The sequence below is a fragment of the Cupriavidus sp. a3 genome, assembly GCF_051015765.1.
GTDB classification, from domain to species: domain Bacteria; phylum Pseudomonadota; class Gammaproteobacteria; order Burkholderiales; family Burkholderiaceae; genus Cupriavidus; species Cupriavidus oxalaticus_A.
Genome location: NZ_CP170644.1, coordinates 1,590,531 through 1,612,618, shown reverse-complemented (window position 1 = coordinate 1,612,618; position 22,088 = coordinate 1,590,531). Strand labels below are relative to the sequence as shown.

Annotated in this window: 21 protein-coding genes and 1 pseudogene; 6 read left to right on the top strand and 16 right to left on the bottom strand. The window is 68.3% G+C overall.

The window, feature by feature from the left end; translation table 11 throughout:
- Positions 1 to 72: 72 nt before the first annotated feature.
- The 5 genes from ACAD63_RS29145 to ACAD63_RS29125 all read right to left on the bottom strand — a co-directional run bounded on the left by ACAD63_RS29145 (position 73) and on the right by ACAD63_RS29125 (position 6,314).
- Positions 73 to 1,236 carry an AAA family ATPase gene (locus ACAD63_RS29145; RefSeq protein WP_434034162.1) on the bottom strand — a complete coding sequence of 388 codons (1,164 nt, stop codon included), beginning with the start codon at positions 1,234 to 1,236 and terminating at the stop codon, positions 73 to 75.
- 122 nt (positions 1,237 to 1,358) lie between these two features.
- Positions 1,359 to 2,459 (bottom strand): CaiB/BaiF CoA transferase family protein, encoded by a 1,101-nt coding sequence (locus ACAD63_RS29140; protein WP_434034161.1) that lies wholly within the window; start codon positions 2,457 to 2,459, stop codon positions 1,359 to 1,361.
- A 28-nt stretch (positions 2,460 to 2,487) separates the two neighbouring features.
- Complete coding sequence (locus ACAD63_RS29135) at positions 2,488 to 3,477, bottom strand: tripartite tricarboxylate transporter substrate binding protein (protein WP_133095207.1); 990 nt, start codon at positions 3,475 to 3,477, stop codon at positions 2,488 to 2,490.
- Between the two features lie 63 nt (positions 3,478 to 3,540).
- Positions 3,541 to 4,746: an acyl-CoA dehydrogenase family protein gene (locus ACAD63_RS29130; RefSeq protein ID WP_135703798.1), complete on the bottom strand. Its 1,206-nt coding sequence runs from the start codon at positions 4,744 to 4,746 to the stop codon at positions 3,541 to 3,543.
- Between the two features lie 14 nt (positions 4,747 to 4,760).
- Positions 4,761 to 6,314, bottom strand: a complete 1,554-nt coding sequence (locus tag ACAD63_RS29125) for an AMP-binding protein (RefSeq protein WP_133095205.1) — start codon at positions 6,312 to 6,314, stop codon at positions 4,761 to 4,763.
- Positions 6,315 to 6,433: 119 nt separating this feature from the next.
- Here ACAD63_RS29125 and ACAD63_RS29120 point away from each other — a divergent pair, with 119 nt between their 5' ends.
- A complete protein-coding gene (locus tag ACAD63_RS29120) occupies positions 6,434 to 7,318 on the top strand; it encodes a LysR family transcriptional regulator (protein ID WP_195431581.1) in 885 nt (294 codons plus the stop codon).
- Between the two features lie 12 nt (positions 7,319 to 7,330).
- Here ACAD63_RS29120 and ACAD63_RS29115 read toward each other — a convergent pair whose 3' ends face one another.
- The 4 genes from ACAD63_RS29115 to ACAD63_RS29100 form a co-directional block, all read right to left on the bottom strand.
- Entirely contained in the window at positions 7,331 to 8,320 is a 990-nt protein-coding gene (locus ACAD63_RS29115) for a Bug family tripartite tricarboxylate transporter substrate binding protein (protein WP_195431582.1), read from the bottom strand.
- 61 nt (positions 8,321 to 8,381) lie between these two features.
- Complete coding sequence (locus ACAD63_RS29110) at positions 8,382 to 9,548, bottom strand: acyl-CoA dehydrogenase family protein (protein WP_135703802.1); 1,167 nt, start codon at positions 9,546 to 9,548, stop codon at positions 8,382 to 8,384.
- A 13-nt stretch (positions 9,549 to 9,561) separates the two neighbouring features.
- Complete coding sequence (locus tag ACAD63_RS29105) at positions 9,562 to 10,776, bottom strand: CaiB/BaiF CoA transferase family protein (RefSeq protein ID WP_434034160.1); 1,215 nt, start codon at positions 10,774 to 10,776, stop codon at positions 9,562 to 9,564.
- Between the two features lie 10 nt (positions 10,777 to 10,786).
- Positions 10,787 to 11,557, bottom strand: a complete 771-nt coding sequence (locus ACAD63_RS29100) for an enoyl-CoA hydratase/isomerase family protein (RefSeq protein ID WP_133095200.1) — start codon at positions 11,555 to 11,557, stop codon at positions 10,787 to 10,789.
- A 113-nt stretch (positions 11,558 to 11,670) separates the two neighbouring features.
- Here ACAD63_RS29100 and ACAD63_RS29095 point away from each other — a divergent pair, with 113 nt between their 5' ends.
- Entirely contained in the window at positions 11,671 to 12,519 is an 849-nt protein-coding gene (locus tag ACAD63_RS29095; protein ID WP_133095199.1) for an IclR family transcriptional regulator, read from the top strand.
- Positions 12,520 to 12,526: 7 nt separating this feature from the next.
- Here the strand turns inward: ACAD63_RS29095 and ACAD63_RS29090 are convergent, their stop codons facing one another.
- The 3 genes from ACAD63_RS29090 to flhC form a co-directional block, all read right to left on the bottom strand.
- Complete coding sequence (locus ACAD63_RS29090) at positions 12,527 to 13,405, bottom strand: lipid A biosynthesis lauroyl acyltransferase (RefSeq protein ID WP_133095198.1); 879 nt, start codon at positions 13,403 to 13,405, stop codon at positions 12,527 to 12,529.
- Between the two features lie 365 nt (positions 13,406 to 13,770).
- Positions 13,771 to 14,166, bottom strand: coding sequence for a hypothetical protein (locus ACAD63_RS29085; RefSeq protein ID WP_135703805.1), 396 nt, complete (start codon positions 14,164 to 14,166; stop codon positions 13,771 to 13,773).
- A gap of 133 nt (positions 14,167 to 14,299) precedes the next feature.
- Positions 14,300 to 14,866 (bottom strand): flagellar transcriptional regulator FlhC, encoded by a 567-nt coding sequence (gene flhC, locus ACAD63_RS29080; RefSeq protein ID WP_133095196.1) that lies wholly within the window; start codon positions 14,864 to 14,866, stop codon positions 14,300 to 14,302.
- A gap of 198 nt (positions 14,867 to 15,064) precedes the next feature.
- Here flhC and ACAD63_RS29075 point away from each other — a divergent pair, with 198 nt between their 5' ends.
- Positions 15,065 to 15,277, top strand: coding sequence for a hypothetical protein (locus ACAD63_RS29075; RefSeq protein WP_135703806.1), 213 nt, complete (start codon positions 15,065 to 15,067; stop codon positions 15,275 to 15,277).
- 272 nt (positions 15,278 to 15,549) lie between these two features.
- Positions 15,550 to 16,443, top strand: coding sequence for a BON domain-containing protein (locus tag ACAD63_RS29070; RefSeq protein WP_434034159.1), 894 nt, complete (start codon positions 15,550 to 15,552; stop codon positions 16,441 to 16,443).
- Between the two features lie 69 nt (positions 16,444 to 16,512).
- Here the strand turns inward: ACAD63_RS29070 and ACAD63_RS29065 are convergent.
- From ACAD63_RS29065 to ACAD63_RS29055, 3 genes and pseudogenes are all read right to left on the bottom strand, one after another.
- Positions 16,513 to 17,383 (bottom strand): annotated as a pseudogene (locus ACAD63_RS29065) (SDR family NAD(P)-dependent oxidoreductase).
- Positions 17,384 to 17,469: 86 nt separating this feature from the next.
- Positions 17,470 to 17,742, bottom strand: a complete 273-nt coding sequence (locus ACAD63_RS29060; RefSeq protein WP_063240779.1) for a hypothetical protein — start codon at positions 17,740 to 17,742, stop codon at positions 17,470 to 17,472.
- Between the two features lie 94 nt (positions 17,743 to 17,836).
- Positions 17,837 to 18,328, bottom strand: a complete 492-nt coding sequence (locus ACAD63_RS29055; protein WP_434034158.1) for a flavodoxin family protein — start codon at positions 18,326 to 18,328, stop codon at positions 17,837 to 17,839.
- A 160-nt stretch (positions 18,329 to 18,488) separates the two neighbouring features.
- Here ACAD63_RS29055 and ACAD63_RS29050 point away from each other — a divergent pair, with 160 nt between their 5' ends.
- Both ACAD63_RS29050 and ACAD63_RS29045 read left to right on the top strand, forming a co-directional pair.
- Complete coding sequence (locus tag ACAD63_RS29050; protein ID WP_434034157.1) at positions 18,489 to 18,863, top strand: DUF2880 domain-containing protein; 375 nt, start codon at positions 18,489 to 18,491, stop codon at positions 18,861 to 18,863.
- Positions 18,864 to 19,010: 147 nt separating this feature from the next.
- Positions 19,011 to 19,493, top strand: a complete 483-nt coding sequence (locus tag ACAD63_RS29045; protein WP_135703810.1) for a DUF1579 domain-containing protein — start codon at positions 19,011 to 19,013, stop codon at positions 19,491 to 19,493.
- A 21-nt stretch (positions 19,494 to 19,514) separates the two neighbouring features.
- Here ACAD63_RS29045 and ACAD63_RS29040 read toward each other — a convergent pair whose 3' ends face one another.
- Positions 19,515 to 21,869 (bottom strand): VTT domain-containing protein, encoded by a 2,355-nt coding sequence (locus ACAD63_RS29040; protein ID WP_434034156.1) that lies wholly within the window; start codon positions 21,867 to 21,869, stop codon positions 19,515 to 19,517.
- Positions 21,870 to 22,088: the final 219 nt, after the last annotated feature.

Below are 22,088 nucleotides of genomic sequence, written 5' to 3'. Positions count from 1 at the left end.
TCCACCCGGCCAGTGCCGGCACGAATTGCGATGAAGGCGAGCTGTGAAAGGCGACGGCTATCTTGCTTCCCGCTACAGCTTGCCTTCAAGCGACTTGCGCTCCAGCCAGATCTCCTGCACGAACGGGTCAGTCACGCCATAGATCCCGTGCCCTTTGCGCATGATCAGGTTCGTCGCCATCATCTCGTTGACCACAGGCTGTGCTTCCTCGATTCGGACTTCACGTCCCAGGGCAGCGGAGTATGCCGCGGCGGACTCGGCCGAGAACAAGCCGCGGGCGTCACCATCTGCGCAGGCGATGCGATCGAAAATCGCGGTAGCCAGTCCACCCAGCTGTTCGAGCTTCATCAGTTCAAGGTCGGCAGCGGTCGAGCGGAGCGTGTTGGCGATGACCGGCAGGTGCTCGTCCGGATTGCTGCCTGGGGGCAAGTGGAAATGCAGTTGCCGCAAGGCTTTGATCATCTCTTCCGGCCGGTTGCCCAGTGCGCGGAACGCCTGGACGGCAACGTCCAGCGATGGACGCGCGCTGAATCCCTCTGCCGACAAGCGTTCCAGCAGATGTGCGATGTAGTCTTCACCAAGCACGGGGTAGGAGACCGAGGTAGCCCCTGCAAAGGCCTGGTTGCGGCGCGCTGTCAGTTCGCCAACCAGCGCCCGGTGCGAGCCAGTGCCTACAAAGATGAAGTAGCCAGGCGTATTGGGGCGTGGATTGACGGCATCGCGGGCTGCCTTGAGTGCCAGTAGCATACGATTGCCCTCGTCGGAGGTGATGGCGTGCTGGACCTCGTCCACGATCAGGACCAAGTTGGTCTTGGCCTTGTCGACGACTTCGGCAAGGGCGTGGGCCAGCGTGGCACCGCCGGGCTCGCCAACGCTTTCAAGCTTGAACCCGAATTTGAGGCCAAAGGCGCCAAGGTCGGCCCCCGACACGCGCTTGAGCTGCCTGAGGGCGGCGGAGCCCGGCTGCTCCAGTTCGGCAAGCGTCTTCTTTACCGCGGCAAGGATGAGGGACGCAGGGCTGCGTTGAGTGTCGCTCCAGAGGTCAACGTAGATAACGATCGCACCGTCGGCCTCGAGGGCTGGAACGAGGTCGTTGATAAGAAACGTCGTTTTTCCGGTGCGCCGTAAGCCCGACAGGAATAAGCCTGACCGCAGCCCTTCGTCCAGCACGCCGGGGTGGAGCAACTGCTTCGACATCTGGCTTGCAAGGGCCGGGCGACGATAGATGTTTGTCATGGCGCACTTATTGGAAATTATTGGATTCCAATAATTATAGCCGAGCAATAATTCTCGCTAATCCGTTAGGGCTCAGCGCTTCGTATCGGTGTAAAGTGACGAAAAGAATTCTTTTGAGCCGTTTAGCGCGCCGTTCCCTTTCCGAGACCGGCCACAAAGTCGTCCCCCTCTGGCAACCCTAAGGAGAACCCGACCGGGAAGTTCACCGCAATCCCGTCTTCTCCTGCTGGGCGCCGCACCACCCCTCGCGCCCGTATGTGCGCATCCTCAAACAATTCCCCCGCCCCCAGCACCGGCGAGAACGGTATATCCAGCGGTCCGAAGAAAGCCTCCCAATCGTCAAGGTCGCGCGTCCGGAACACCGCCGCAAGCAGGTCATTGACCGCCAGCTTGTGCCCATAGCGCCCGGCCCGCGTGGCATATCGCGGATCGCGCAGCGCAGGAAATTCCTCCCCAAGCGCCTCGCCCAGGTTGACCCAGAACTTGTTCTCCAGAATCCCCATCGCCAGATGCCTGCCGTCGCGCGTCTCGAACAGGTCGTTCTCCGGCATCACAGTCGGCGATTCCTGCGGCGCCGCCTCATGGCCGCGCGCTGCCCAGGCGCCGTGGGCGGTCCATGACAGGATGGCGTCGTGGATCGATACGTCCAGATGCTGCCCGCGTCCGTGCTGCCGCGCGCTCATGATGGCCACGGCCAGCGACAGCGCGGCATAGCCTGACGCGGCATAGTCCGACACGCGCACGCGCGGGCGCGAGACCTTGTCGTGCACCTGCACCGGCGTCGCCCAGTAGCCGGCCAGCGCCAGGTAGTTGAGGTCATGCCCCGCGTGGCTGGCGTACGGTCCGGTCTGGCCGAAGCCCGACACCGAGCACAGCACGATGGCCGGATTGACGGCGGCCAATGCCGCATAGTCGAGTCCCAGCCGCTTCATGACGCCGGGGCGGAAGCCTTCCACCACGGCGTCGGCATTGCGCGCCAGTTCAAGGAAGGCCTCGCGGCCGGCGTCGGTCTTCAGGTCCAGCGCGATGGACTTCTTGCCGCGGTTGAACTGCGCATACGCCGCCGGACTGAGCTGGCGGATGGAGTCGCCGCTGCCGGGCTGTTCCACCTTGATCACATCGGCGCCGAGTTGCCGCAGCAGGTTGCACGCATGCGGGCCGGGCAGCAGCTGGCTGGCGTCGATGATGGTGACGTCCTTCAGGCAGGACCATTCTGGTTTCATTTGCAATCCCGGTTTGAAAGCAGGGCGCTCAGCCCAGGTCGCCGACCATGCCGATCGACTTCATCAGCTCGCCATAGCGCGAGTTGTCCGCGGCCACGACCGTGCCGAACTGGGCCGGGGTTGCGCTGCGGCGCAGTTCGCCCGCGTTGGCCTTGAGCTGCGCGTCGAACACGCCGGCATTCTGCAGCGCGGCGACGGCGGCATGGAGCTTCTGGGTTAGCTCGGCCGGGAAGTTGGCTGGTGCAAACAGCCCGCTCCAGTTGTCGATGACAAAGCCGGGCGGCAGCGCTTCGGCCATGGTCGGCACGTCCGGGAAGAACGGCGAGCGCGCGGCGGCGGTGACGGCCAGCACGCGCACCTGCTGGTTGCGCACATACTGGGTCGCCGTGCCAAGCACCGGCATGCCGAACTGGGTCTGCCCGGTCAGCATGGCGGTGATGATTTCCGGCGCGCCCTTGTACGGGATGTGCACTGCGTCGCAGCCGGCTTGGTGGAGCATGGTTTCCACCGCCAGATGCGCGATGCTGCCCTTGCCGCCGGAGCCGTAGTTGAACTTGCCCGGCGCTTTCTTCATGGCGGCGACCAGCTCGGCCGCGGTCTTGTACGGCGACGATGTGGGCACGACGAGCGCGGTCGGCCCGCCGGAAAGCGCGGTGATCGGCGTGAAATCGCGCGCCGGGTCGTACGGCATCTTGCGGTACATATGCACGTTGATCACGTGCGTGTTGGCGAGGATGCCCAGCGTGTAGCCGTCGGGCACGGCACGCCGCAGCGCGGTGGCGCCGATGATGCCGCCGGCGCCGGGCATGTTCTCGACCACCAGCGGCTGGCCGAGCTTCTGGCCAAGCTCCGCCGACAGCGTGCGGGCAGTATTGTCCGGCGTGCTGCCGGCGATGAACGGGACGATCAGCCGGATCGGCCGGTTGGGATAGTTGGCAGGGGCCGCGGCGCGGGCGGGCAGAAAGACGCTTCCCAGTGCGGCGGCGCCAGCGGTGGCGAGCCATTCTCGGCGGTTCATGCTAGGTCTCCGTGGTCTTGTTGTAGTGTCCTGATGCCGGCGGCGACCGTGCCGCCGGCACGGTCATGCCTGTTGCTGTTTCGGCGGCTGCGCCTGCTGCTGCAGCGGCTCCAGTATCGCGCGCGCGATGGTGTTGCGCTGGATCTCGCTCGTGCCGGTGAAGATGCGGAACATGCGCAGCTTGCGGAAGGTCTGCTCGACCGGATGCCCGCGCGTGACGCCTACGTTGCCGTGGATCTGTACCGCCTTGTCGGCCACTTCGAAACAGCGTTCCGAGACAAAGAGCTTGCACGCCGCGGCTTTCATGCGCAGATCGGCGCCGGCGTCTGCCAGTGCCGCGGTGTGCGCGATCATGCTTTCGCAGGCCCACAGCGCCGCGGCCATATCGGCGAGCATGTGCTGGATTGCCTGGAAGCGCGCGATCGGGCCGCCGAACTGGCGCCGCTTGCCGGCGTATTCCACCGACGACTCATAGGCTCGCATGGCCAGCCCCAGCATCGACGGGCAGTGCAGCAAGCGGTTCACGTTGATGCGCGACATGCCGAGCTTGAAGCCGTTGCCCTCGCCGCCAAAGATATTGGCGCGCGGCACGCGCACGTTGTCGAAGCGGATATCGCCGTCGATATGCTGGCCCGACATCGGCACGTACTCGTTGGTCACGGTCACGCCCGGCAGGTTCAGGTCGACCAGGACCGCGCTGATCGCCGGCGGCGTCGTGGTGGCATCCGTCACGCACATGACGATGGCGAAGTCCGCGAACGGCGCGCCGCTGATGTAGTGCTTGCCGCCGTTGATCACCAGCTCGTCGCCGTCGGCGGCCGCGGTGGTCTTGATGCTTTGCGCGTCGGATCCGGAATGCGTTTCCGTCAGCGCGAAGCAGGTCGACTTCTCTCCGCGGATGACCGGCTCGAAGTACTGCTTCAGCTGCGCCGGCGTGGCGTACTTGAGCATGTTGCCCACGCGCGGCGGGCCGCCCAGGTCGCCCAGCACATGCGCGGCCAGCGTCGAGCCGCTGGCGGCAAGATCGGCCTTGAGCGCGCATTGCTCCTGGATATTCAGCCCTTTGCCGCCGAGCGATTCCGGCAGGCAGGCGGCATAGAAACCCAGTTCGTACGAGCGGCGCCAGACCTTGCGCAGCACTTCGCGCGGCCACGGGTCTTCGGAGCCGAGCCCCAGCTCCTGCTCCAGCGGGCGCAGTTCCTCGTCGATAAAGCGGCGGATGCCGGCGCGGGTTTCCACCAGCACGGGGTTGGTCAGGTGATCGAACATGACAGGCGGGCTCCTTAGTTGACGCGGCGCGCCACGCCTTGCCAGTAGCGTTCGCGCACGATCTTGCGGGCCAGCTTGCCGCTGGCGTTCTTGGGCAGTTCGGCGACAAAGTCGACCGAACGCGGCGATTTGTAGTCGGCGATGCGCTCGCGGCAGTGCGCGATCAGCTGCTGCGCGCTGGCCTCGCGGCCCGGGCGCAGCGTGACCACGGCCTTGACGCTCTCGCCCCAGGTGTCGTCGGGCACGCTGATGACGCAGGCTTCAAGCACGTCGGGGTGCTGGTACAGCGTGGCTTCGACCTCGGTCGGGTACACATTGAAGCCGCCGGAGATGATCATGTCCTTCTTGCGGTCGACCAGGTACAGGTAGCCGGCGTCGTCCACGCGTGCCATGTCGCCGGTGTGCAGCCAGCCGTCGACGATGGTCTCGGCGGTCAGCGCGGGCTCGCCCCAGTAGCCCTGGAACACGTCTTCGCCGCGGATCACCAGTTCGCCGATCTCGCCGGCCGCGACCTCGCGGCCATGTTCGTCGACCACGCGTACTTCGGTCTCGCCCAGCGCGCGGCCACACGAGGCCAGGCGCTCGGGGTGGTTCGCGATCGCGTCGGCGTGGTCGGCGGTCGACAGGCGCGTGACGCCGGAGGTCGATTCGCTGGCGCCATAGCCTTGCGACAGGACCGGGCCAATGCGCTCCCACGCCTCGCGGATACGCGCCGGCGCCATGGGCGCGGCGCCGTAGGCCAGCGTCTTCAGGCTGGACAGGTCGGCCTGCGCCAGCGAGGGCTCGGCCATCAGCATGTTGATCATCGCCGGCACCATGAACACGTGCGTGATGCGCAGCCGCGCCACTTCTGCCAGGAAGTGCGCGGGCTCGAACTTGTCGAACAGCACCAGCGTCGCGCCCAGGTACAGGTAGGGCTGCATCAGCATGCCGGAGGCGTGCGTGACCGGGCCGATCAGCGCCAGCCGGTCGCCGGGGCGAGCGGGGCGGTCCATGCCGGCCACCATCTTGCGTAGCGCCGCCATGCGGTTGCCGTAGGTCTGCATCGCCGCCTTGATTTTGCCGGTGGAGCCGGACGAGAAGTGCAGCACCGCGAGATCGCTGGCAGCGGGCGCGATGTCCGGCGGCGTGGTGCCGGCGTTGGCCAGCAGTGATTCGTAGCCGACATAGCCTGCTGGTGCTTCACCGATGGCGATAAACGTCTCCACGCTGCCAAAACCCGGCGTGGCGCGCGAGTAGCCGGTGTAGCCGGGGCCGGCGATCAGCACGCGCGGCGTGCAGTTTTCGACCACATCACTGGCTTCCGTGGCGGTAAAGCGCGGATTCAGCGCCGCCTTGACCAGGCCGGCTTTGTACAGCGCGCACTCCAGTTCCACCAGCTCGGGCCGGTTGCGCGCCTGCACCGCGACGCGGTCGCCGCGCTGCAGCCCGAGCGCCAGCAGCGCGTTGGCCAGGCGGCTGGAGCGCTCTTCCAGCTGGCGGTAGGTCACCACCTGGTCCTGGTAGAGGATGGCGGGCTGGTCGCCCCAATAGCGCGCGGCGCGGCGCAGGAAGTACGCGAAACTCATGCTGTCTCCGTGATGCGAATGGTGTTGTGCTACGGCTCTGCGCCTAAGTCTGTAAGATGACGCCCATCACCACAATGCGGCGCTGGATATAAAGCCATAACCATCAGGAATGTGAGGCAATGGAGACGCGGGACCTGGAATACATCCTCGCCGTGGCCACGCACGGCGGCATCGGCAGGGCGGCGGAGGCCCTCGGGATCAGCCAGCCGGCCCTGACCAAGGCGGTGCAGCGAGTGGAGGCGCAGGCCGGGCTGCCACTGTTCGAGCGGACCGCCAACGGCATGACCGCCACTTACGCCGGCGCGCGTTTCCTGGAGCGGGCGCAGCGCATCCGGCTGGAATACGAGGACGGCATCAAGGAAATGCTCGGCATCCGCACCGGCGAGCAGGGCGTGCTGCGGGTGGGCTATTCGCCGTCGATTCCGGGCGGCGTGATCCTGGGCGCGTGCCAGCAGCTGATGCGCGAGCGCCCGGTGGCGCGGCTGCGCCTGCGGCGCCGGCTGGCGCGGGACGTGCTGGACCTGCTGGCTGCGGGCGAACTCGATCTCGCGGTAGCGCCGGTGCAGGCTTCAACGGACTTTGCGGTGGAACCGCTGTTCGACGACCGGCTGGTGGTGGTAGCGGACCAGGGCCACGCGTTGTTGCGCCGGCGCAAGCTGCGGCTGGCGGACCTGGCCGACCAGGAATGGCTGCTGCCGGAGGGGCATATCACGCTGCGGCAGCAGGTCGACGCCGCCTTCCGCCAGCGCGGCCTGCCGGCGCCGCAGCCGCGCGTCGAGATCGATTTCGGCAGCCCCTCGCTGTTCGCGCTGATGCAGGGCACGCAGATGCTGAGCATCGCCAACGAGGGCGGCGACGCCATGCAGCACGGCCTGCGCCCGCTGCCGCTGGAAGTCGAAGAGCTGGACCTGCGCCGGCAAATCGGCGTGCTGACCCGCGCCGGCGCGTACCTGTCGCCGCTGGCGCAGCGCCTGACGACGCTGCTGCGCGAGCACAGCTGCTGAGCGCCCTGAAGGTTATTGCAGCGGAATCTTGGCCACCGTCGCCAGCCGCTTCCAGCGCACGATCTCATCCTTCTGGTACTGCAGCATTTCCGCCGGCGAAGACAGGATCAGCCTGGTCGACTGGCGCGTGTAGTACTCGCGCACGTCGGGCGCGTTGCCGGCCTGCGTGAACAGGTCCTGCAGGCGCTTCACCACCGCCGGCGGGGTTTTGGCGGAAATCGCGGCGGCCACCCAGTTGTAGGCCAGGAAATCGGGCAGGCCGGCCTCGACGATCGACGGCACGTCCGGCAACAGCGGCGAGCGCTGCGGCGCGGTATAGGCCAGCGCCCGGATCTTGCCGCCGCGCACCAGTTCGATCGCGCCGGTGGCATCGACCACGGCAAAGTCCACGTTGGCCGCCATCACGCCGTTGATCGCATCGCCAGCGCCCTTGTACGGCACCGGCGTGGTCTTGATCCTGGCCAGCTCGTTGAGCCATTCGCTGTACAGCGTGTACGAGATCGAGCCCGTGCCGTAGTTGAGCGCGCCGGGCCGCTTGCGCGCGTCTTCCAGCAGTTCCGCCAGCGTGCGGTAGGGGGAACCGGCCGGCACGATGACCACGCACGGCCCGCGCGACAGCAGCGTGATCGGCGCGAAATCCGTCAGCGGGTCATACGGCAGCTTGCGGAACGTGGCGGCATTGGTCGACAGCGTGGAATTGCTGCCGATGAACACCGTGTAGCCGTCCGCCGGCGCGTTCAGCGCGGTCTGCACGCCGATAAAGCCGTTGCCGCCGGGCTTGTTCTCGACCACCACGCCCTGTCCGGTCAGCTCGCCGATCTTCCTGGCGAACAGGCGCGCGGTGGTGTCGGTGCCGCTGCCCGCCGGGAACGGCACGATAAAGCGCATCGCGCGCGAGGGAAAGGCATCGTCGGCAGCAAACGCCGGCAGCGGTGCGATGCCTGCCAGCGCTGCGGCGACGAGGCCCAGGAAGCGGCGGCGCGAACGGTAAGGCTGTTGCATGGTGTCTCCTTTCGGTCGAAAAAGCCCGGCGTGTTCCCGCCGGTGCAAAGTGGTCAGTAGATCAGCGGCGCAGGCCGAGCAGGTCGCGCGCGATCACCCAGCGGTGCACTTCGCTGGGCCCTTCGTAGATCCGCATCAGCCGGGTCTCGTTGGCCATCTGCTGCAGCGGCAGCTCCTTGGTCATGCCCATCGCGCCAAAGGTCTGCATCGCCTGGTCGATCACTTCCCACGCCATTTCGGTGGCGAAGACCTTGATCATCGAGACCTGCGTGCGCGCCTCTTCGCCGGCGTCGATGCGGCTGGCGGCTTCGTAGGTCATCAGGCGGCAGGCGTGGATGCGCGTGGCGGCGTCCGCCACCCACCACTGGATCGCCTGGCGCTGTGCCAGCGGCGCGCCGAACGTCTGCCGCTGCGGCGCGTATTCGCAGATCATGTCGAGGGCGCGCTGCGCCCGGCCGATGCACCATGCGGCCATCTGCACGCGGCGCGTGGACAGGCGTGCCTGCATCGGCGCAAAGCCCTGGCCTTCGGTGCCAAGCAGCTGCGTGGCGGGGACGCGGCAGTCTTCCAGAACGACTTCATAGGTGGAATGGCCGCCGATCATCGGGATGCGGCGCTCCACGCGCAGGCCGGGCGTGCCGCGCTCGACGATGAAGGCCGAAATGCCGCCGCGCGCGCCCGAGGCCTTGTCGGTCACGGCCATCACGATGGTCCAGTCGGCGCGCGCCGCGCGGCTGATCCAGATCTTGCGGCCGTTCAGCACCCAGTGGTCGCCGTCGCGTTCGGCGCGTGTGGTCATCATGGCCGGGTCGCCGCCGGCGCCGGGCTCGGAAATGGCGATGGCCGATACCGTTTCGCCGCGCGCATACGGGTCCAGGTAGCGCTCGCGCTGGGCGTCGTTCGCGGTCAGCATCAGCATGCGCAGGTTGGGCGAATCCGGCGGCAGGTCATAGGGCGTGATGGTCTTGCCGAGTTCCTCGTTGACGCCGACCATCGCTACCACGGGCAGGTCGGCGCCGCCCATCTCGGCGGGCGCGTCCAGTCCCCACAGGCCCAGCTCGCGCGACAGGCCATCGAGCCGCGCCTGTTCTTCCGGCAGCAGAGCGTGCTGCCCGCCCCCGGCCTCGCGGGCCAGCACCGCCGGCTCCAGCGGGATTAGCTGCTCGCGCACAAAGCGCGCGACCAGGTCCTTGAGCATGCGGTGTTCTTCGTCGAGCTGGAAATTCATGCGTGTCTCCTTGTTATTCCTGAGCGCCGGCGGGTGTGCCGGCATGCGCGGCGGGTAGGGTGATGCCGGCTTCCTGCAAGACCTCGGCGGTGTGTTCGCCCAGTGCCGGCGCATGCCGGCGCAACGACAGCGGCGTGGCCGAGAAGCGCGCGGCCGGGCGCACTTCGCGCAACGCGCCTTCGGTTGGGTGCTGCGTGGCCTGGAACAGGCCCACGGCTTGCAGGTGCGGATGGTCGACCAGCGCATCGAGCCCGTAGATCGGCGTGGCGGGGATGTCGAGCGACTCGAACAGCGCCATCCATTCGTCGGTGCTGCGCTCGGGCGTCAGTTCGGCCAGGTGGCCATACAGCGCGCGGATATTGGCATTGCGCTGCGCGCGGTCGCCGACTTCGTAGCGGTCGGCAAGATCGTCGCGGCCGACCGCACGGAAGAAGGCTTGCCAGTGGCGTTCGGTATAGGGCAGCGCGCAGATCCAGCCGTCGCGCGTCGGCGCGGGGCGGCGGCCGCCTTGCAGCAGCCGCGCATAGCCCGCGCCGGCGGGAGCGGGCTCGAAGGTCAGGCCGCCCAGGTGCTCGGTCATCACGAAGGCGGCCATGGTCTCCAGCATCGGCACTTCGACCGACTGGCCCACGCCATGGCGCTCGCGGTGCAGCAGCGCGGCCAGCACCGCGTTGGCCAGCGCCAGCCCGGTGGTCTTGTCGGCGATCAGGCTGGGCACGTATTCCGGACGCTCGCCATTGCCCGCGCCCAGCGCCACGAGTCCGCAGCCGGCCTGGATGATGTCGTCGAAGGCGGGCTTGTCGCGGTGCGGGCCGTCCTGGCCGAAGCCGGTTGCGACGCAGTACACGATGCGCGGGTTGATGCGGGCGACTGCCTCGTAGCCAAAGCCCAGCCGCTCGATCGCCGCCACGCGCATGTTGTGCACCAGCACGTCGGCACCGGCGATCAGCGCGCGCAGCGCTTCGGCGCCCTCGGGGGTCTTCAGGTCGAGCACGACCGAGCGCTTGTTGCGGTTCAGCGCCAGGTAGATCGAACTCATGCCGGCGTGCTGCGACACGCCGTTGGCGCGCATCAGGTCGCCTTCCGGCCCTTCGATCTTGATCACGTCGGCGCCAAAGTCGGCCAGCACCTGCGTGGCCAGCGGACCGAGCACGACCGCGGTCAGGTCCAGCACGCGGATGCCGTCGAGCGGGCCGGCGGGCGTGGCAGGGGTGTGTTGTCCAGGCACGGTTGGCTCCTTAGCGGCGGTGGAACACCGGCGTGCGGCGCTCGGCCATCGCGGCCACGCCTTCGCGGAAATCCTCGCTGCGGAACTGCCCGCGCTGGACGGCCAGTTCGCGCTGGTTGACCTCGGCGATGCGGTCGGCCAGGCCCTCGCGCAGCGTGGCGCGCGTGGTTTCCACCGCCAGCGGCGCCGAGGCGGCGATTTCCTGCGCCAGCGCCATGGCGCGGTCGTTGACTTCGGCCTTGGCCACCAGTTCGTCGGCCAGGCCGATGGCGACGGCGTCGGTGCCGGAGATGCGGCGGCCGGTGTAGAACAGCAGCGCGGCCTGCTGCTCGCCGACCAGCCGCGGCAGCGTCACGCTGAGGCCGAAGCCGGGATGGAAGCCCAGCCGGTTGAAGTTGGCGCTGAAGCGTGCCTCGGCGCAGGTTACGCGGAAGTCGGCCACCAGTGCCAGGCCCAGGCCGGCGCCGACGGCGGCGCCTTCCACCGCGGCGACGATGGGCTTGCGGTTGCGGTAGAGCTTCATCGCTTGTACATAGAAGCCGGCCGGGTCGTTGGCGATCTCGCCCTGGCCGGCGCCGCTGAAGTCGGCGCCCGCGCAGAAGGCGCTGACGCCGGAGGCCAGCACGATGGCGCGGCAACTGGCGTCGTCGTCCAGTGCCAGCAGCGTGTCCGCGAGCCGGCGCATCACGTCGGCATCGACAAAATTGTGCGGCGGACGGGACAGAACGATGCGGGCGACGTGGCCGTCGCGGCTGAGCTGGATATCGGCGGCGGATGACATGCGGGGCGCTCCTCTGTGTTGTGGGCCGGTGCAAGAGCCGGCGGAGCCCACAGTATTCGCGCTGCGGCGCGTCGCCGCTATACTCGGATTTCGCTTACTGAAATTATGCGGAGATGGCCCGGACAGCACCCGAAGCACCCGAAGCGGTGTCGACGCGCCGCGTGACCCACCAGACCGGCCGCTTTACCCGCGATACCGCCGGCAGCCAGTCACTGGAACGGGGGCTGGTGCTGCTGCGCGCTTTCCGCGTCGGGACCACCAGCCTGACCAATGCGGAACTGGCGGCGCGCACCGGCCTGCCGCGGCCGACCGTCAGCCGGCTGACGCGCTCGCTGGTGGACGCCAGCTTCCTGCGCTACGACGTCAACGAACGCGCCTACCGGCTCGCGCCGGTGGTGCTGAGCCTGGCCGATGCCTTCCGCCATGCGAACCGCGCCGCGGAAATCGCGCTGCCGCTGATGCGCAAGGTGGCCGAGGCCGACAAGGTCAACGTGGGACTGGCGGTGGGCGACAAGCTCGACATGGTGTACCTGGCCTCGATCCGGCATAGCCTGGACAGCGTTTCGCGCACGCGGCGCGTGGTGCCGGGCACGCGCGTGCCGATGGAGCTGACATCGATCGGGCTGGCATGGCTGGGGGCACAGCCGGACGGCGTGCGCGAGGACATGCTTGAAGGCATCGCGGCGCGGCAGGGCGAGGCCTGGCCGGCCATGCGGGCGCGCGTGCTGCGGGCGATCGGGCAGTCGCAGCAACGCGGCTTTTGCACCGCCGCCTACCAGCAGGGGCATTTGCTGGCGGTGGGCGCGGCGTTCCGTGGCCCCGACCAGCAGCTCTATGGCCTGAACATCAGCTTCCCGTATTCAGCCAGCGAGCGCAGGCGCGACAACGCCCGCTATGCGGCAAAGCTGGCGCGGCTGATGGACGATATCCAGTCCGCGTGGCAGCGCGCCGGCGGCGGCTAGCGCCGGCTCAGTACACCGGCGCCATGCCGGCGGGCCGGTTCTTGAAACGGCGGTGGACCCAGTAGTACTGCTCGGGCATGGTCGCGATCTGCTTTTCCAGGAAGGCATTCATGCGGCGCGAATCCTCCTCCACGGAGCCGGACGGAAAGCCCTCCAGCGGGTCGAACACGCGCAGGCGATAGCCGCGGTAGTCGGGCAGCACTTCGGTAGTGAACGGGACCACGCGCGCGCCCGTCATGCTGGCCAGCCGCGAGGCCGACGTCAGCGTGCAGGCCGGCACGCCAAAGAACGGTACGAACACCGAATCGGTCAGGCCGAAGTCCATGTCAGCCGCCAGCATCACCGGGCAGCCGGCACGCAGCGTGCGCACCACCTGCTTGCCGCTGCCGCTGCGCGGAATCATCTCGGCGCCAAAGCGCCCGCGCTGCGCGCGCGCGATCTCTTCCAGCATCGGGCTCGACATCCTGGTGTACAGCGATGCGACCGGGTGGCGGATCGAATAGAACATGCAGCCGGCTTCGATGCCGACGAAGTGGAAACCCAGGAAGATGGTCGGTTGCCCGGTGCAGGTGGCCAGGTCGATGCGGCTGTCCAGTTCGATCAGCTTGTCCAGCTGCTGCGCATCGCCGAACCATTGCACGCCGCGCTCCAGGTAGCTGCGCATGACATGGCCGAAATGACGCCGTGCCAGCCGATGCCGGGCGGCTTCATCCATGTCCGGGAAACACAGCGCCAGGTTGGTCAGCACGATCCGGCGCCGGCGGCTGGGGATCTGGTACAGCAGCTTGCCGATGCCGTCTCCCAGGCGCGCGGTCACGCCGTAAGGCAGCGCGGCAAAGAATTTGAAGACAGCGACGACAAGTGCGGCCCGGAGCCGATGGGTCATGAGGATCCTGTGGAGCGATGGCGGCAGCGCGGCGTTCCGGCGCGCGGCTGCACAGCGATGATTGGGCGCCACGGCAGGTGGCGGACGAGGGCGGGCGGGGCGCGCGCGGTCGGCAAGAGCGAATGGCTGGCGGCCCGGCACGTCGATTGGGCAACGCCTGGCGCGCACGGTGTGCGCGCCGGAAATGTCGGAACGGGGACAAAGGCACACAGTTGCGCTGGCCCGGTGCGAAGGGCGCACTGTAGCACGTTGCGCCAAGCTGGCTTGTACCGAGGTGTTACAACGTCGACAAAGTGTCCGCCACGCACCGGTGGCGGGGCATAGTCTTGGCGGCTGCGTTGTCGCACCGCTGAAGCGCTGCGCCCTCAGTGCTTCAGTTCGCCCAGGTAGTAGTTGATTTCAGCCAGCAGGGTGTCGTGGAATTCCGCCGGCAGGCCCCGGTCGTCGGTCAGCGCCAGCAACTGGTCGACGCGCACGCGGAAGCGCCGTTCCACCCCGGCCTGGGCTGCCGGCGGCAGCCCGGCGGCCAGGGCGGCGAGCAGTTCCCGTATCACCAGCAGGCGCGCGCCATACTGCACCATGGCATCGCCCTGGGTCTTGAGGTTGGTGGCCAGCAGGTCCGGGTTGGCCGGCGCCGCGGGCGCGGTGACGGCAGGCGCGGGCGGCACGGCAGGCGCTGGCGCCAGGTTGTGGGCATCGTTGGCGGCCTGGGAGGGCGCAGCGGCGCCGAGTATGCGGGACAGCAGGTTGATCCTGAACATCGGCGGGGCTCCCGAGGCAATCGTGAAGACCGCGTGCATGCGCGCGGCTGGCCGGTCTGGCTGGCTTGCCTATCTTGGGAGGGCGCGGCGGCGCTGACAGTGCGGCAGGAGACAATGCCTGCCACCGGCGCGCTCAGGCCACCGTGCTCGCGGCCGCCTTGCGGCCCTTGCCGGCCCGCGCGGGCGGCATGCACATGCCGCAAACGTAGTGCCGGCGCGGGCCATTCGCCTGGACCACGTAGTCGCCTGCGCAGCGCCGGCAGCGTGCCAGCTGCAGCATGCCGTTCTCGTGGAAGCGCACCAGCGTCCAGGCGCGCGTGAAGCTGAGTTCCGCGGTTTCCCCGGTGACGGAGAGCTGCTCCCGGTAGACGCGGTAGCCCGACAGTAGCGCGCGGATACCCGCCAGCCCGCCGGCGTCGCGCATGAAGCGGTAGGCATTGAGCAGCATCGACGCATGCGCATTGGGCCGCCACGTCACGAACCAGTCGGTCGAAAAGGGCAGCATGCCCTTTGGCGGCGATGTCCCGCGCAATTCCCTGTACAACCGGACCAGCCGCCCGCGCGGCAACGACAGCGCCGATTCCAGCACCTGCAGGCGCGCGCCCAGCCCGATCAGTTCGATGGCCAGCTGGGTCTGCTCCACGTCATGCAGCACGCTCCTGGCGGCGGACGGCGGGGTTGTGGCAGTGCGCAAATCCATCGTCTCCCGGGTTTGTTTTCGCTGAATTGCGATGGATTTTATGGACCTCCGTTTAGTTATGACTCTGATATGAATCAAGAGGCGCTTTCATGCCGGGCGTGTAGGAGGAGTGCCCACACGCTATAGGACGGACGCCGATTTTGCCGTGGCACCCATGCGCTACCCTTCAAGAACACGTAAACGACTCGGGAGCGACCCATGGCTGCGAACTTCCTCATCAGGCAGACGCCCCAAGGCTGGGAACTGACGGTCGAAAGTGCACGCAAGGGCCTGGTTCATTGCGAGGATCGGGACGTCGCCGTCAATATCGGCAAAGCCGCGGCAAAGCGGCGTGGCGTCGGGCTGATCATGCAGGAAGACCAGGACGGCAGCGGATCCGCGCTGGACTTTGCGGAGTCACTCGCCGCCTGAGGCGATGCATCATCGGGATCCAGGCCGGGTCCCTTGCAGGAACATCCGGGGTTTCTCCGGCATCGCAAGGATGCCTTACAAAGGCGGGCGCTTTTTACAGGGCGCCCGCCTTTGCGTTGGCTTGCGCCGGCGTGAACTGCAAGCCGCGCGCGGCCGCGCGACATGCCTGCCGCAGTGGAACGGAACTTGCGCCCTCAGGCAAGCGGTGCGGCGCCGCTGCATGCCGGCGCCGCAGTTTCCATTCCGCAGTTCCGATCGGCAGGAGACGAACCATGCATCCATTCCGGAATCAAGGCAGCAGCTCTTGGTGGCGCGACGAAGAGGCGCCGCACCGCGCAGGCGCGGACGACCCGCGCGGCTATGGCGAAGGCCGCTACGGGCAGTCTGGCGGGCCGGCCCGCGACTATGGCGAAGGGCGCTACGAAGGCCGCCAGCGCCATGGCGACGATGTGCGTGGGCAGGGCTATTACGGCAGCCGCCAGGGTGGCCGCGAAGACTGGCAGCGTTCCGGCCAGCGCGCGCCGTGGGACGAAGATGAAGCGTGGCGCGCCAGCGGCCCGGACCAGGGCGGAAACGTGCGCGACGAGTGGGGCGAAAGCCGCCGCGGCGGCCAGGCCATGACCGGGCGCCAGGGCGGCATGGCCTCGCACCGAAGCGAGTATGACCGGGGCGAAGGCAGATTTGGCCAGCCGTTGCGTGGGCGCGACCGCGTCGGCCCGAAGGGCTACCAGCGCAGCGACGAGCGTATTCGTGAAGAAATCTGCGAACGGCTGGCCCATGCGCGCCATGTCGACGTGCAGGACGTCGAGGTCGACGTGGAGGGCGGCGTGGTGCGGTTGAGCGGGAATGTCCGCGATCGCCACCAGAAATACTGCATCGAAGACATCGCCGACGACGTATTCGGCGTGCGCGAGGTCCATAACGGGATCCGGATGGGCGCGGCCGGGCCGTTCGGCGTCTCGGGGATTTCAGAGGGTGTCAGGGAGGCTGCAGGGGATATGCGCCGCACCGGGTCCGCCGCAGGCGGGCGCGGCCATGTCAGCGGTGTCAGCAGTTCGGGCAGCGCGACCGGGTCGAGCGCCAGCAGCTATGGCGGCGGCATGGAGGCGGGCAGCGGCGGCCCGGGTGCCGGCCGGGACAGCACCGGCGGCACGACGCGCATCTGATCTGCCACGTTATCTGCGATATGCGATGAGAAGGGGCGCGCCGCTGGCGCGGCCCCTCTGCCGTCTGGCTCAAGCGTCGCGGCGCGCTCCTCCTGCTGCCCCTTTAAGTGGTTCCTCCGGCGGCAAGCGATCGTCTGCCTCGCTGCGCGGCTGCGCCATGCGGCGATGCCGCTCGGCCAGCACGTCGGCCGGCGTGACCATGGCAATCGCCGCACGCAGCTTGTTCTGCCACCCGGTGATGACCTCGCCTTCGCCGCGCATCATCGCATCGAAGCCGCTGCGTGCCACATCGGCCGGGTCGGCCTTCTTCTGCTGGGCGATCCTGGTGTCGAGCAGGTCGGCCCGCTCGAAGAACTCGGTCTCGGTCGCGCCGGGCATCAGGCAGGTCACGGTTACGCCGCTGCCCTGCAATTCGTGCCGCAGCGCGTATGAAATCCAGGAACGCCTTGGTGGCGTTGTACACCGCCTGGTAAGTGCCGGGCGTGAAGCCGGCGATCGATCCCGTGATCAGGATGCGTCCGCTGCGCTGCTCGCGCATGCGCTGGCCCATGCGGTGCAACAGGTGGACCGTGCCCGTCACATTGGTTTCCAGCACGCGCTGGATGTCGGCAAAGTCCTGGTCCAGGAACGCGTGGCCGAGGCCGCGGCCGGCATTGGCGCAGAGCACGTCGACCCGGCGGTTATCGACGGCCGCGCACAGCTGCTCCACGCCCGCCGGCGTGGAGAGGTCCGCCACCAGCGCCTCCACCTGGGCACCCTCGTCGCGCAGTTGCGCGGCGGCCACTTCGATTTGCGGCTCATCGGCGGCGATGACGAGGTCATAGCCGTGCTGCACGCAGCAGCGCGCCAGTTCGTAGCCGATGCCTGACGAGGCACCGGTGACCACGGCAAGCAGGCCGGCGCGGGCCGGGGATGGGGAATTAGAGGGAGTATCAGCCACGATGGCCTCCGGGGACGGGCAGCGGAGGGCATTCTTACCGCCGCGTTGTAAGGTTTAGCCACACGTGGCGCCAGCCTGCAGTTGCCTCAGCCCACGCGCCGCCAGGCATGTATGCCGAACCAGACGCCCAGCAGTGCCACGATCGTCGCCAGCAGCGCCAGCGCCGCGCATGCCGCCGGGGCGAGCGAGCCGAACCAGGCAAAGGCATCGGTACGCCGCCACAGCACCCAGGCGAGCGTGGCGGCCATCAATACCAGGGCGGTCTGCGTCAGCGCCTCGACCACGCGCATGGGGCCGCGGGCGGTGCTGTCCAGGGGATCGCGGCGGGCTTCGGCCGCAGTGACTTCGGGATCTTCCATGGCGCTGCGCGCAGGTGCGCCCAGGGGGCGGATGACATGGCGGTGCAAATCCCGTTCCCGGACGGGAGTCACGCTGGCCAAGGCTCCAGGCCGGTCAGAACACGCCCAGCGCCACCCCTGCCGCCAGGCCCTCGCCCAGCGCCGCGCAGCGCGCCAGGTCGTCCGCTTCGATCTGCTTGGGGGCCAGGATGCGCTCCGGCGTCTGCGCGTGCGTGCAGACGATCAGGCCGGGCGCAACGGGGTTGAGGCGCCAGCCGGTGGCAATGCGCTCGACCTGGCGCAGTGCGTTCTGGCCATCGCTGCCGGCGCAGATCATGGTGGCGTAGGGGCGGCCGTTGATGCGGTCCAGCGCGGGGTAATAACAGCGGTCGAAGAAGTCCTTCATCATCCCCGCGATGGCGGCGAGGTTTTCCGGCGTGGCGAACAGGTAGCCGTCGGCGGCCAGCACATCGTCCGGGCCGGCTTCGGCCGCACGCTTGAGCACCACGGCGACGCCTTCCTGCGTGCGCGCGGCCGCGGCGGCGGCCTCGGCCATCTGGCGGGTGCCGCCGGTCATGGTGTGATAGACGATCAACAGCGTTTTCATGCTTGCGGGCAGGTCGGGGTGCGCGGATCACTGTAGCACGCCGGGCACCAGTGGCGACCTGGGAACTTTTACAACGCGCCGGCGGACTGACCGGCATGGGTGTCGGCGTTAAAATGTGGCGCCCGTGCAGTTTTAGCCCCCCGGTCCAGGAGTCTCCAAGATGCTTTCGCCGCGCTCGTCGCTTTCCCCGCGTTCCCTGTCCGCCGCGCTCGTGCTGTTGCTGTCGCTTGGCTGCGCGGCAACCGTGCAGGCCGCGCAGACTGGGGATGAAGCGCCAAAGCCGCGCGGGCGCGACGAGGCCCCCGAAGCCCCGATCGCCTGCATGAAGGCCGTCAAGGCCGCGCTGCCCAACCCCGGCAGCTTCAAGTGGGTCGGCGCCAAGACCCGCAAGGTCGCGGAAGACGCGTACAGCGTAGTGGGCGACGTCGAGTACCTCGCGCAGGACGGCGCGGTGCGCAAGGCCAAGGTCCAGTGCGACGTCATGCGCGCGCCGGGCAACCAGTTTGTGGTGCCCAAGGTGCGGCTGCCGCAGTAAATCCGGCCGACAGCCCAGGCAGTGCCGCCTTTCGCGGTGTGCCGCAAAGAAATGTGGATGCTGTCCATTTCCTTTGCTAGTCTATGTGTACGGCATCCACAAATGCCGGTGCCGGGGATGGTGGCCGCAAACGCTAGGAGACCCTGAATGAAGACCGAAGCACAGAAGGAACACCGCTGGCTGCAACGGCTGGCGGGCGAATGGATGGCCGAAGGCGAGGCCGTGATGGGACCGGACCAGCCTGCGCAGAAGTGGCAGATCCCCGAGAGCGTGACCGGTATCGGCGAGCTTTGGGTGCAGGGCACGGCGCAGGGCGACATGCCGGGCTGCGGCCCCGCCACTACCGTGATGACGCTGGGCTACGATCCGGCCCGCAAGCATTTCGTCGGCACCTTTATCGGCTCGATGATGACCCACCTTTGGGTCTACGAGGGCGACCTCGATGCGGGCGGCCAGCAACTGACGCTGCGTGCCGAGGGACCGGACTGCTCGGGCAATGGCCGCACGGTCCAGTACCGCGATGTAATTGCCTTCAAGGATGACAACGAACGGACGCTGACGTCGTTCATGCAGGGCGAGAACGGCGAGTGGACCGAGATCATGAAGGCCACTTACCGTCGCAAGCGCTAGCGCGGCGCCCGCTCCTGACGCTCAGGTGCGCTCACCCGCGGCGTGGGCGACGCGCGCCATCCGGCGCCCGGGACCGCCTGGCCCGCGATGCTGGTCGTCATGCTGGCTGTCCTGATCGCCGTCCTGCTGGCTGTTCTGCTGGTTGCCCGGTTGGCTGTCCTGCTGATTCACTGGCCGGTGCCGTTCCGCCTTGTTGCGTTCGGCATTGCGCCGCCGCCGGCGCCGCAGCACCAGCAGCAGCGATGCCGGCAGCAACAGCACCAGCGCCAGCAGGGCAAAAGTCGCCAGCCCCGGGTTGCGCGCCGCGGCGGCAACGCGGTCGACCAGGAAGGCCGAGATCACGATGCCCGGCAGCATCCCCAGCGCCGTGCCCACCAGGCAGTCGCGCAGGCCGATGCGCGAGGCGCCGACCACCAGGTTGACCAGCGAGAACGGTGCGATCGGCACCAGCCGCAGCACCACCATCGCCAGCACGCCATGCCTGCCCAACTGGTGGCTGACCCGGTTCAGCCGCCGGCCGCCGAAGCGCCGCACGGTATTGCGGCCGAGCAGGCGGCCCGCCAGGTAGCCCGCGCCGGTGCTCAGCATGGTGCCGCCCAGCGCCAGCGCGGCGCCGTAGAGCGGCCCGAACACCACCACGGTCACGAGGATCAGCAGCGTCACCGGCAGCATGGTCACGGCACCGGCGACGTATATCCCCATCATCGCCAGCGGCGCCATGGGCATATCGTCCAGGCGCTCGACCACGGCCAGCAGCGCGCGGAAATCCGCCCATTCGCGCAGCGGCGTATAGCGCCAGGCGAAGGCGAGTCCCGCCAGCACCAGCGCCAGCGCCACCATCACGCCGACCCGGCCCATCACGCGCGGGCGCGCTTCGTGGCTGACGAACTCCGCCAGCACCTGGTCGCTGTCGATGGGCTCGATCGGGTCGAGCAGGTGGTCGGCCGGCGACGCGGCATCGAGGTCGTCCGGCAGCGGCGGCGCATAGTCCTCGAGCGTGCGGCCATCTTTTTGCTGCAGCGCGCGGATGGCCGCCAGCAGGCTGCGCGTTTCGGCCACCTTGGCCTGGAATGCCTCGGGCGTGACGTCCAGGTGCTCGCCCAGCAGCCGCGCCCGCATCGCCGCGATGGCCTCGCGCACGCGCGGGTCGCCGCCCGAGGTCACCACCACATTGCACTCGGTGTCCAGTCCCAGCGAACGGTTGCTGAGGTTGGACGAGCCGATGGTCAGGAAATCATCGTCGATCACCGTGACCTTGCTGTGGATGTTGACGCATTCCGGCAGCAGCCCGGGGATCGTCGGGCAGTACAGGTGGAAGCGGTCCCAGCTGTCCGCCGCGCGCAGGCGCCGGTACAGGCGCGCGCGCAGCACGCCCATGCTGTGCGCCTCCAGCCAGCCGCTTTCGTTGCGCCGCGACACCAGCACGATATCCGGGCCGTCCTCGCGCCCCAGCCGTCCGGCCAGCGCCTTGGCGATCTCGCCAGAGCTGAAGTACTGGTTCTCCATGTAGATGCTGTGCCGGGCCGAGGCGATGGCATCGCGCATCAGCATGCGGATCTCGCTCACGCCTGGCTCGTCCTCGCACACCGGCATGGTGCGGGCGATGCCGACGCGCACATCGGTCAGTTCCGGCGCCAGGCTGGGCGGCCAGGGGTCCGAGGAGGTTGCCGCCGGCGGGCGCGGCCTGCGGCCCGTCGCGCGCAGCCAGCGCGCCGCGCACAGCGTGGCTAGCGCGGCGGCGGCCTGGCCATCGAGCGCGCACTGGACGTCGTGGAAGGGCGGATAGGGCTTGCCTTCGGCAACGCGCAGCGGCGCGCCTGGCGCGTGGCTGTTGTCGTCCCAGCGGCGCAGCGTCAGGTCCAGCCCGCCGACGAAGGCGACCTTGCTGTCGATCACCACTACCTTCTGGTGGTGCGACGCGCCCGGGGGATGGTTGCCGTCGAGGCGGAACGACAGGTGCCGGTGCGCCTGCCAGTGCGCGCTGGCCGACGGCAGCCATTCGCGCTCCATCGCCATCACCATGGCGTAGTCCCAGCTCAGGATGTAGATGCGCAGTTCGGGACGGCGGTCGGCCAGCGCGCAGAGGAAGTCGCGCAGCCCGTCGGGCAGGCCGTCCTGCGCGCCTTCGGGCACGAGTTCCATGCGGCTGTCGATGTCCCAGCCGAGGATGAAGATGGTGTGCTCGGCGCGCGGCAACGCTTCGCGCAGCGCGCGGAAATAGGCATCCCCGTCGACGAGCATGGCAAAGCGCCGGCAAGGTTCGACGCACCAGCAGTTGCGTCCCGGTTCCAGCGTGAACGGGGGTGGTTCCTGCAATGCATGCGAAGTGTCCGGCGGTGGCTGCGTGGCCGTGCCAGGCGGATTCGGTGGCGACATTTCGAACGCTCAGGGGGATAAGCCTCAAGCGTCGCGCAAGTTCCATACCGGAGGGCGGGCCGGGGGACCGGGGAGCCTTGCCGCGATGGAAAACGGCGCACACCGCTACGGGAATGACGGTGAGGCGGGCGCGCTGCGTGGACGATGCATCCGCGACATGTGTGCGCCGATTGTTCAACGCTTGGCCGCAGGTGTCCGCTTTACCTGCTTTTGTAAGAA

Coding starts and splice junctions, on each gene's coding strand:
- ACAD63_RS29120 (WP_195431581.1), top strand. CDS start 6,434: ATGGAGACGCGGGACCTGGAATACATCCTCGCCGTGGCCACGCACGGC.
- ACAD63_RS29070 (WP_434034159.1), top strand. CDS start 15,550: ATGCATCCATTCCGGAATCAAGGCAGCAGCTCTTGGTGGCGCGACGAA.
- ACAD63_RS29110 (WP_135703802.1), bottom strand. CDS start 9,548: ATGAATTTCCAGCTCGACGAAGAACACCGCATGCTCAAGGACCTGGTC.
- ACAD63_RS29100 (WP_133095200.1), bottom strand. CDS start 11,557: ATGTCATCCGCCGCCGATATCCAGCTCAGCCGCGACGGCCACGTCGCC.
- ACAD63_RS29115 (WP_195431582.1), bottom strand. CDS start 8,320: ATGCAACAGCCTTACCGTTCGCGCCGCCGCTTCCTGGGCCTCGTCGCC.
- ACAD63_RS29045 (WP_135703810.1), top strand. CDS start 19,011: ATGAAGACCGAAGCACAGAAGGAACACCGCTGGCTGCAACGGCTGGCG.
- ACAD63_RS29095 (WP_133095199.1), top strand. CDS start 11,671: ATGGCCCGGACAGCACCCGAAGCACCCGAAGCGGTGTCGACGCGCCGC.
- ACAD63_RS29055 (WP_434034158.1), bottom strand. CDS start 18,328: ATGAAAACGCTGTTGATCGTCTATCACACCATGACCGGCGGCACCCGC.
- ACAD63_RS29075 (WP_135703806.1), top strand. CDS start 15,065: ATGGCTGCGAACTTCCTCATCAGGCAGACGCCCCAAGGCTGGGAACTG.
- flhC (WP_133095196.1), bottom strand. CDS start 14,866: ATGGATTTGCGCACTGCCACAACCCCGCCGTCCGCCGCCAGGAGCGTG.
- ACAD63_RS29125 (WP_133095205.1), bottom strand. CDS start 6,314: ATGAGTTTCGCGTACTTCCTGCGCCGCGCCGCGCGCTATTGGGGCGAC.
- ACAD63_RS29050 (WP_434034157.1), top strand. CDS start 18,489: ATGCTTTCGCCGCGCTCGTCGCTTTCCCCGCGTTCCCTGTCCGCCGCG.
- ACAD63_RS29085 (WP_135703805.1), bottom strand. CDS start 14,166: ATGTTCAGGATCAACCTGCTGTCCCGCATACTCGGCGCCGCTGCGCCC.
- ACAD63_RS29040 (WP_434034156.1), bottom strand. CDS start 21,869: ATGTCGCCACCGAATCCGCCTGGCACGGCCACGCAGCCACCGCCGGAC.
- ACAD63_RS29135 (WP_133095207.1), bottom strand. CDS start 3,477: ATGAACCGCCGAGAATGGCTCGCCACCGCTGGCGCCGCCGCACTGGGA.
- ACAD63_RS29140 (WP_434034161.1), bottom strand. CDS start 2,459: ATGAAACCAGAATGGTCCTGCCTGAAGGACGTCACCATCATCGACGCC.
- ACAD63_RS29145 (WP_434034162.1), bottom strand. CDS start 1,236: ATGACAAACATCTATCGTCGCCCGGCCCTTGCAAGCCAGATGTCGAAG.
- ACAD63_RS29090 (WP_133095198.1), bottom strand. CDS start 13,405: ATGACCCATCGGCTCCGGGCCGCACTTGTCGTCGCTGTCTTCAAATTC.
- ACAD63_RS29130 (WP_135703798.1), bottom strand. CDS start 4,746: ATGTTCGATCACCTGACCAACCCCGTGCTGGTGGAAACCCGCGCCGGC.
- ACAD63_RS29060 (WP_063240779.1), bottom strand. CDS start 17,742: ATGGAAGATCCCGAAGTCACTGCGGCCGAAGCCCGCCGCGATCCCCTG.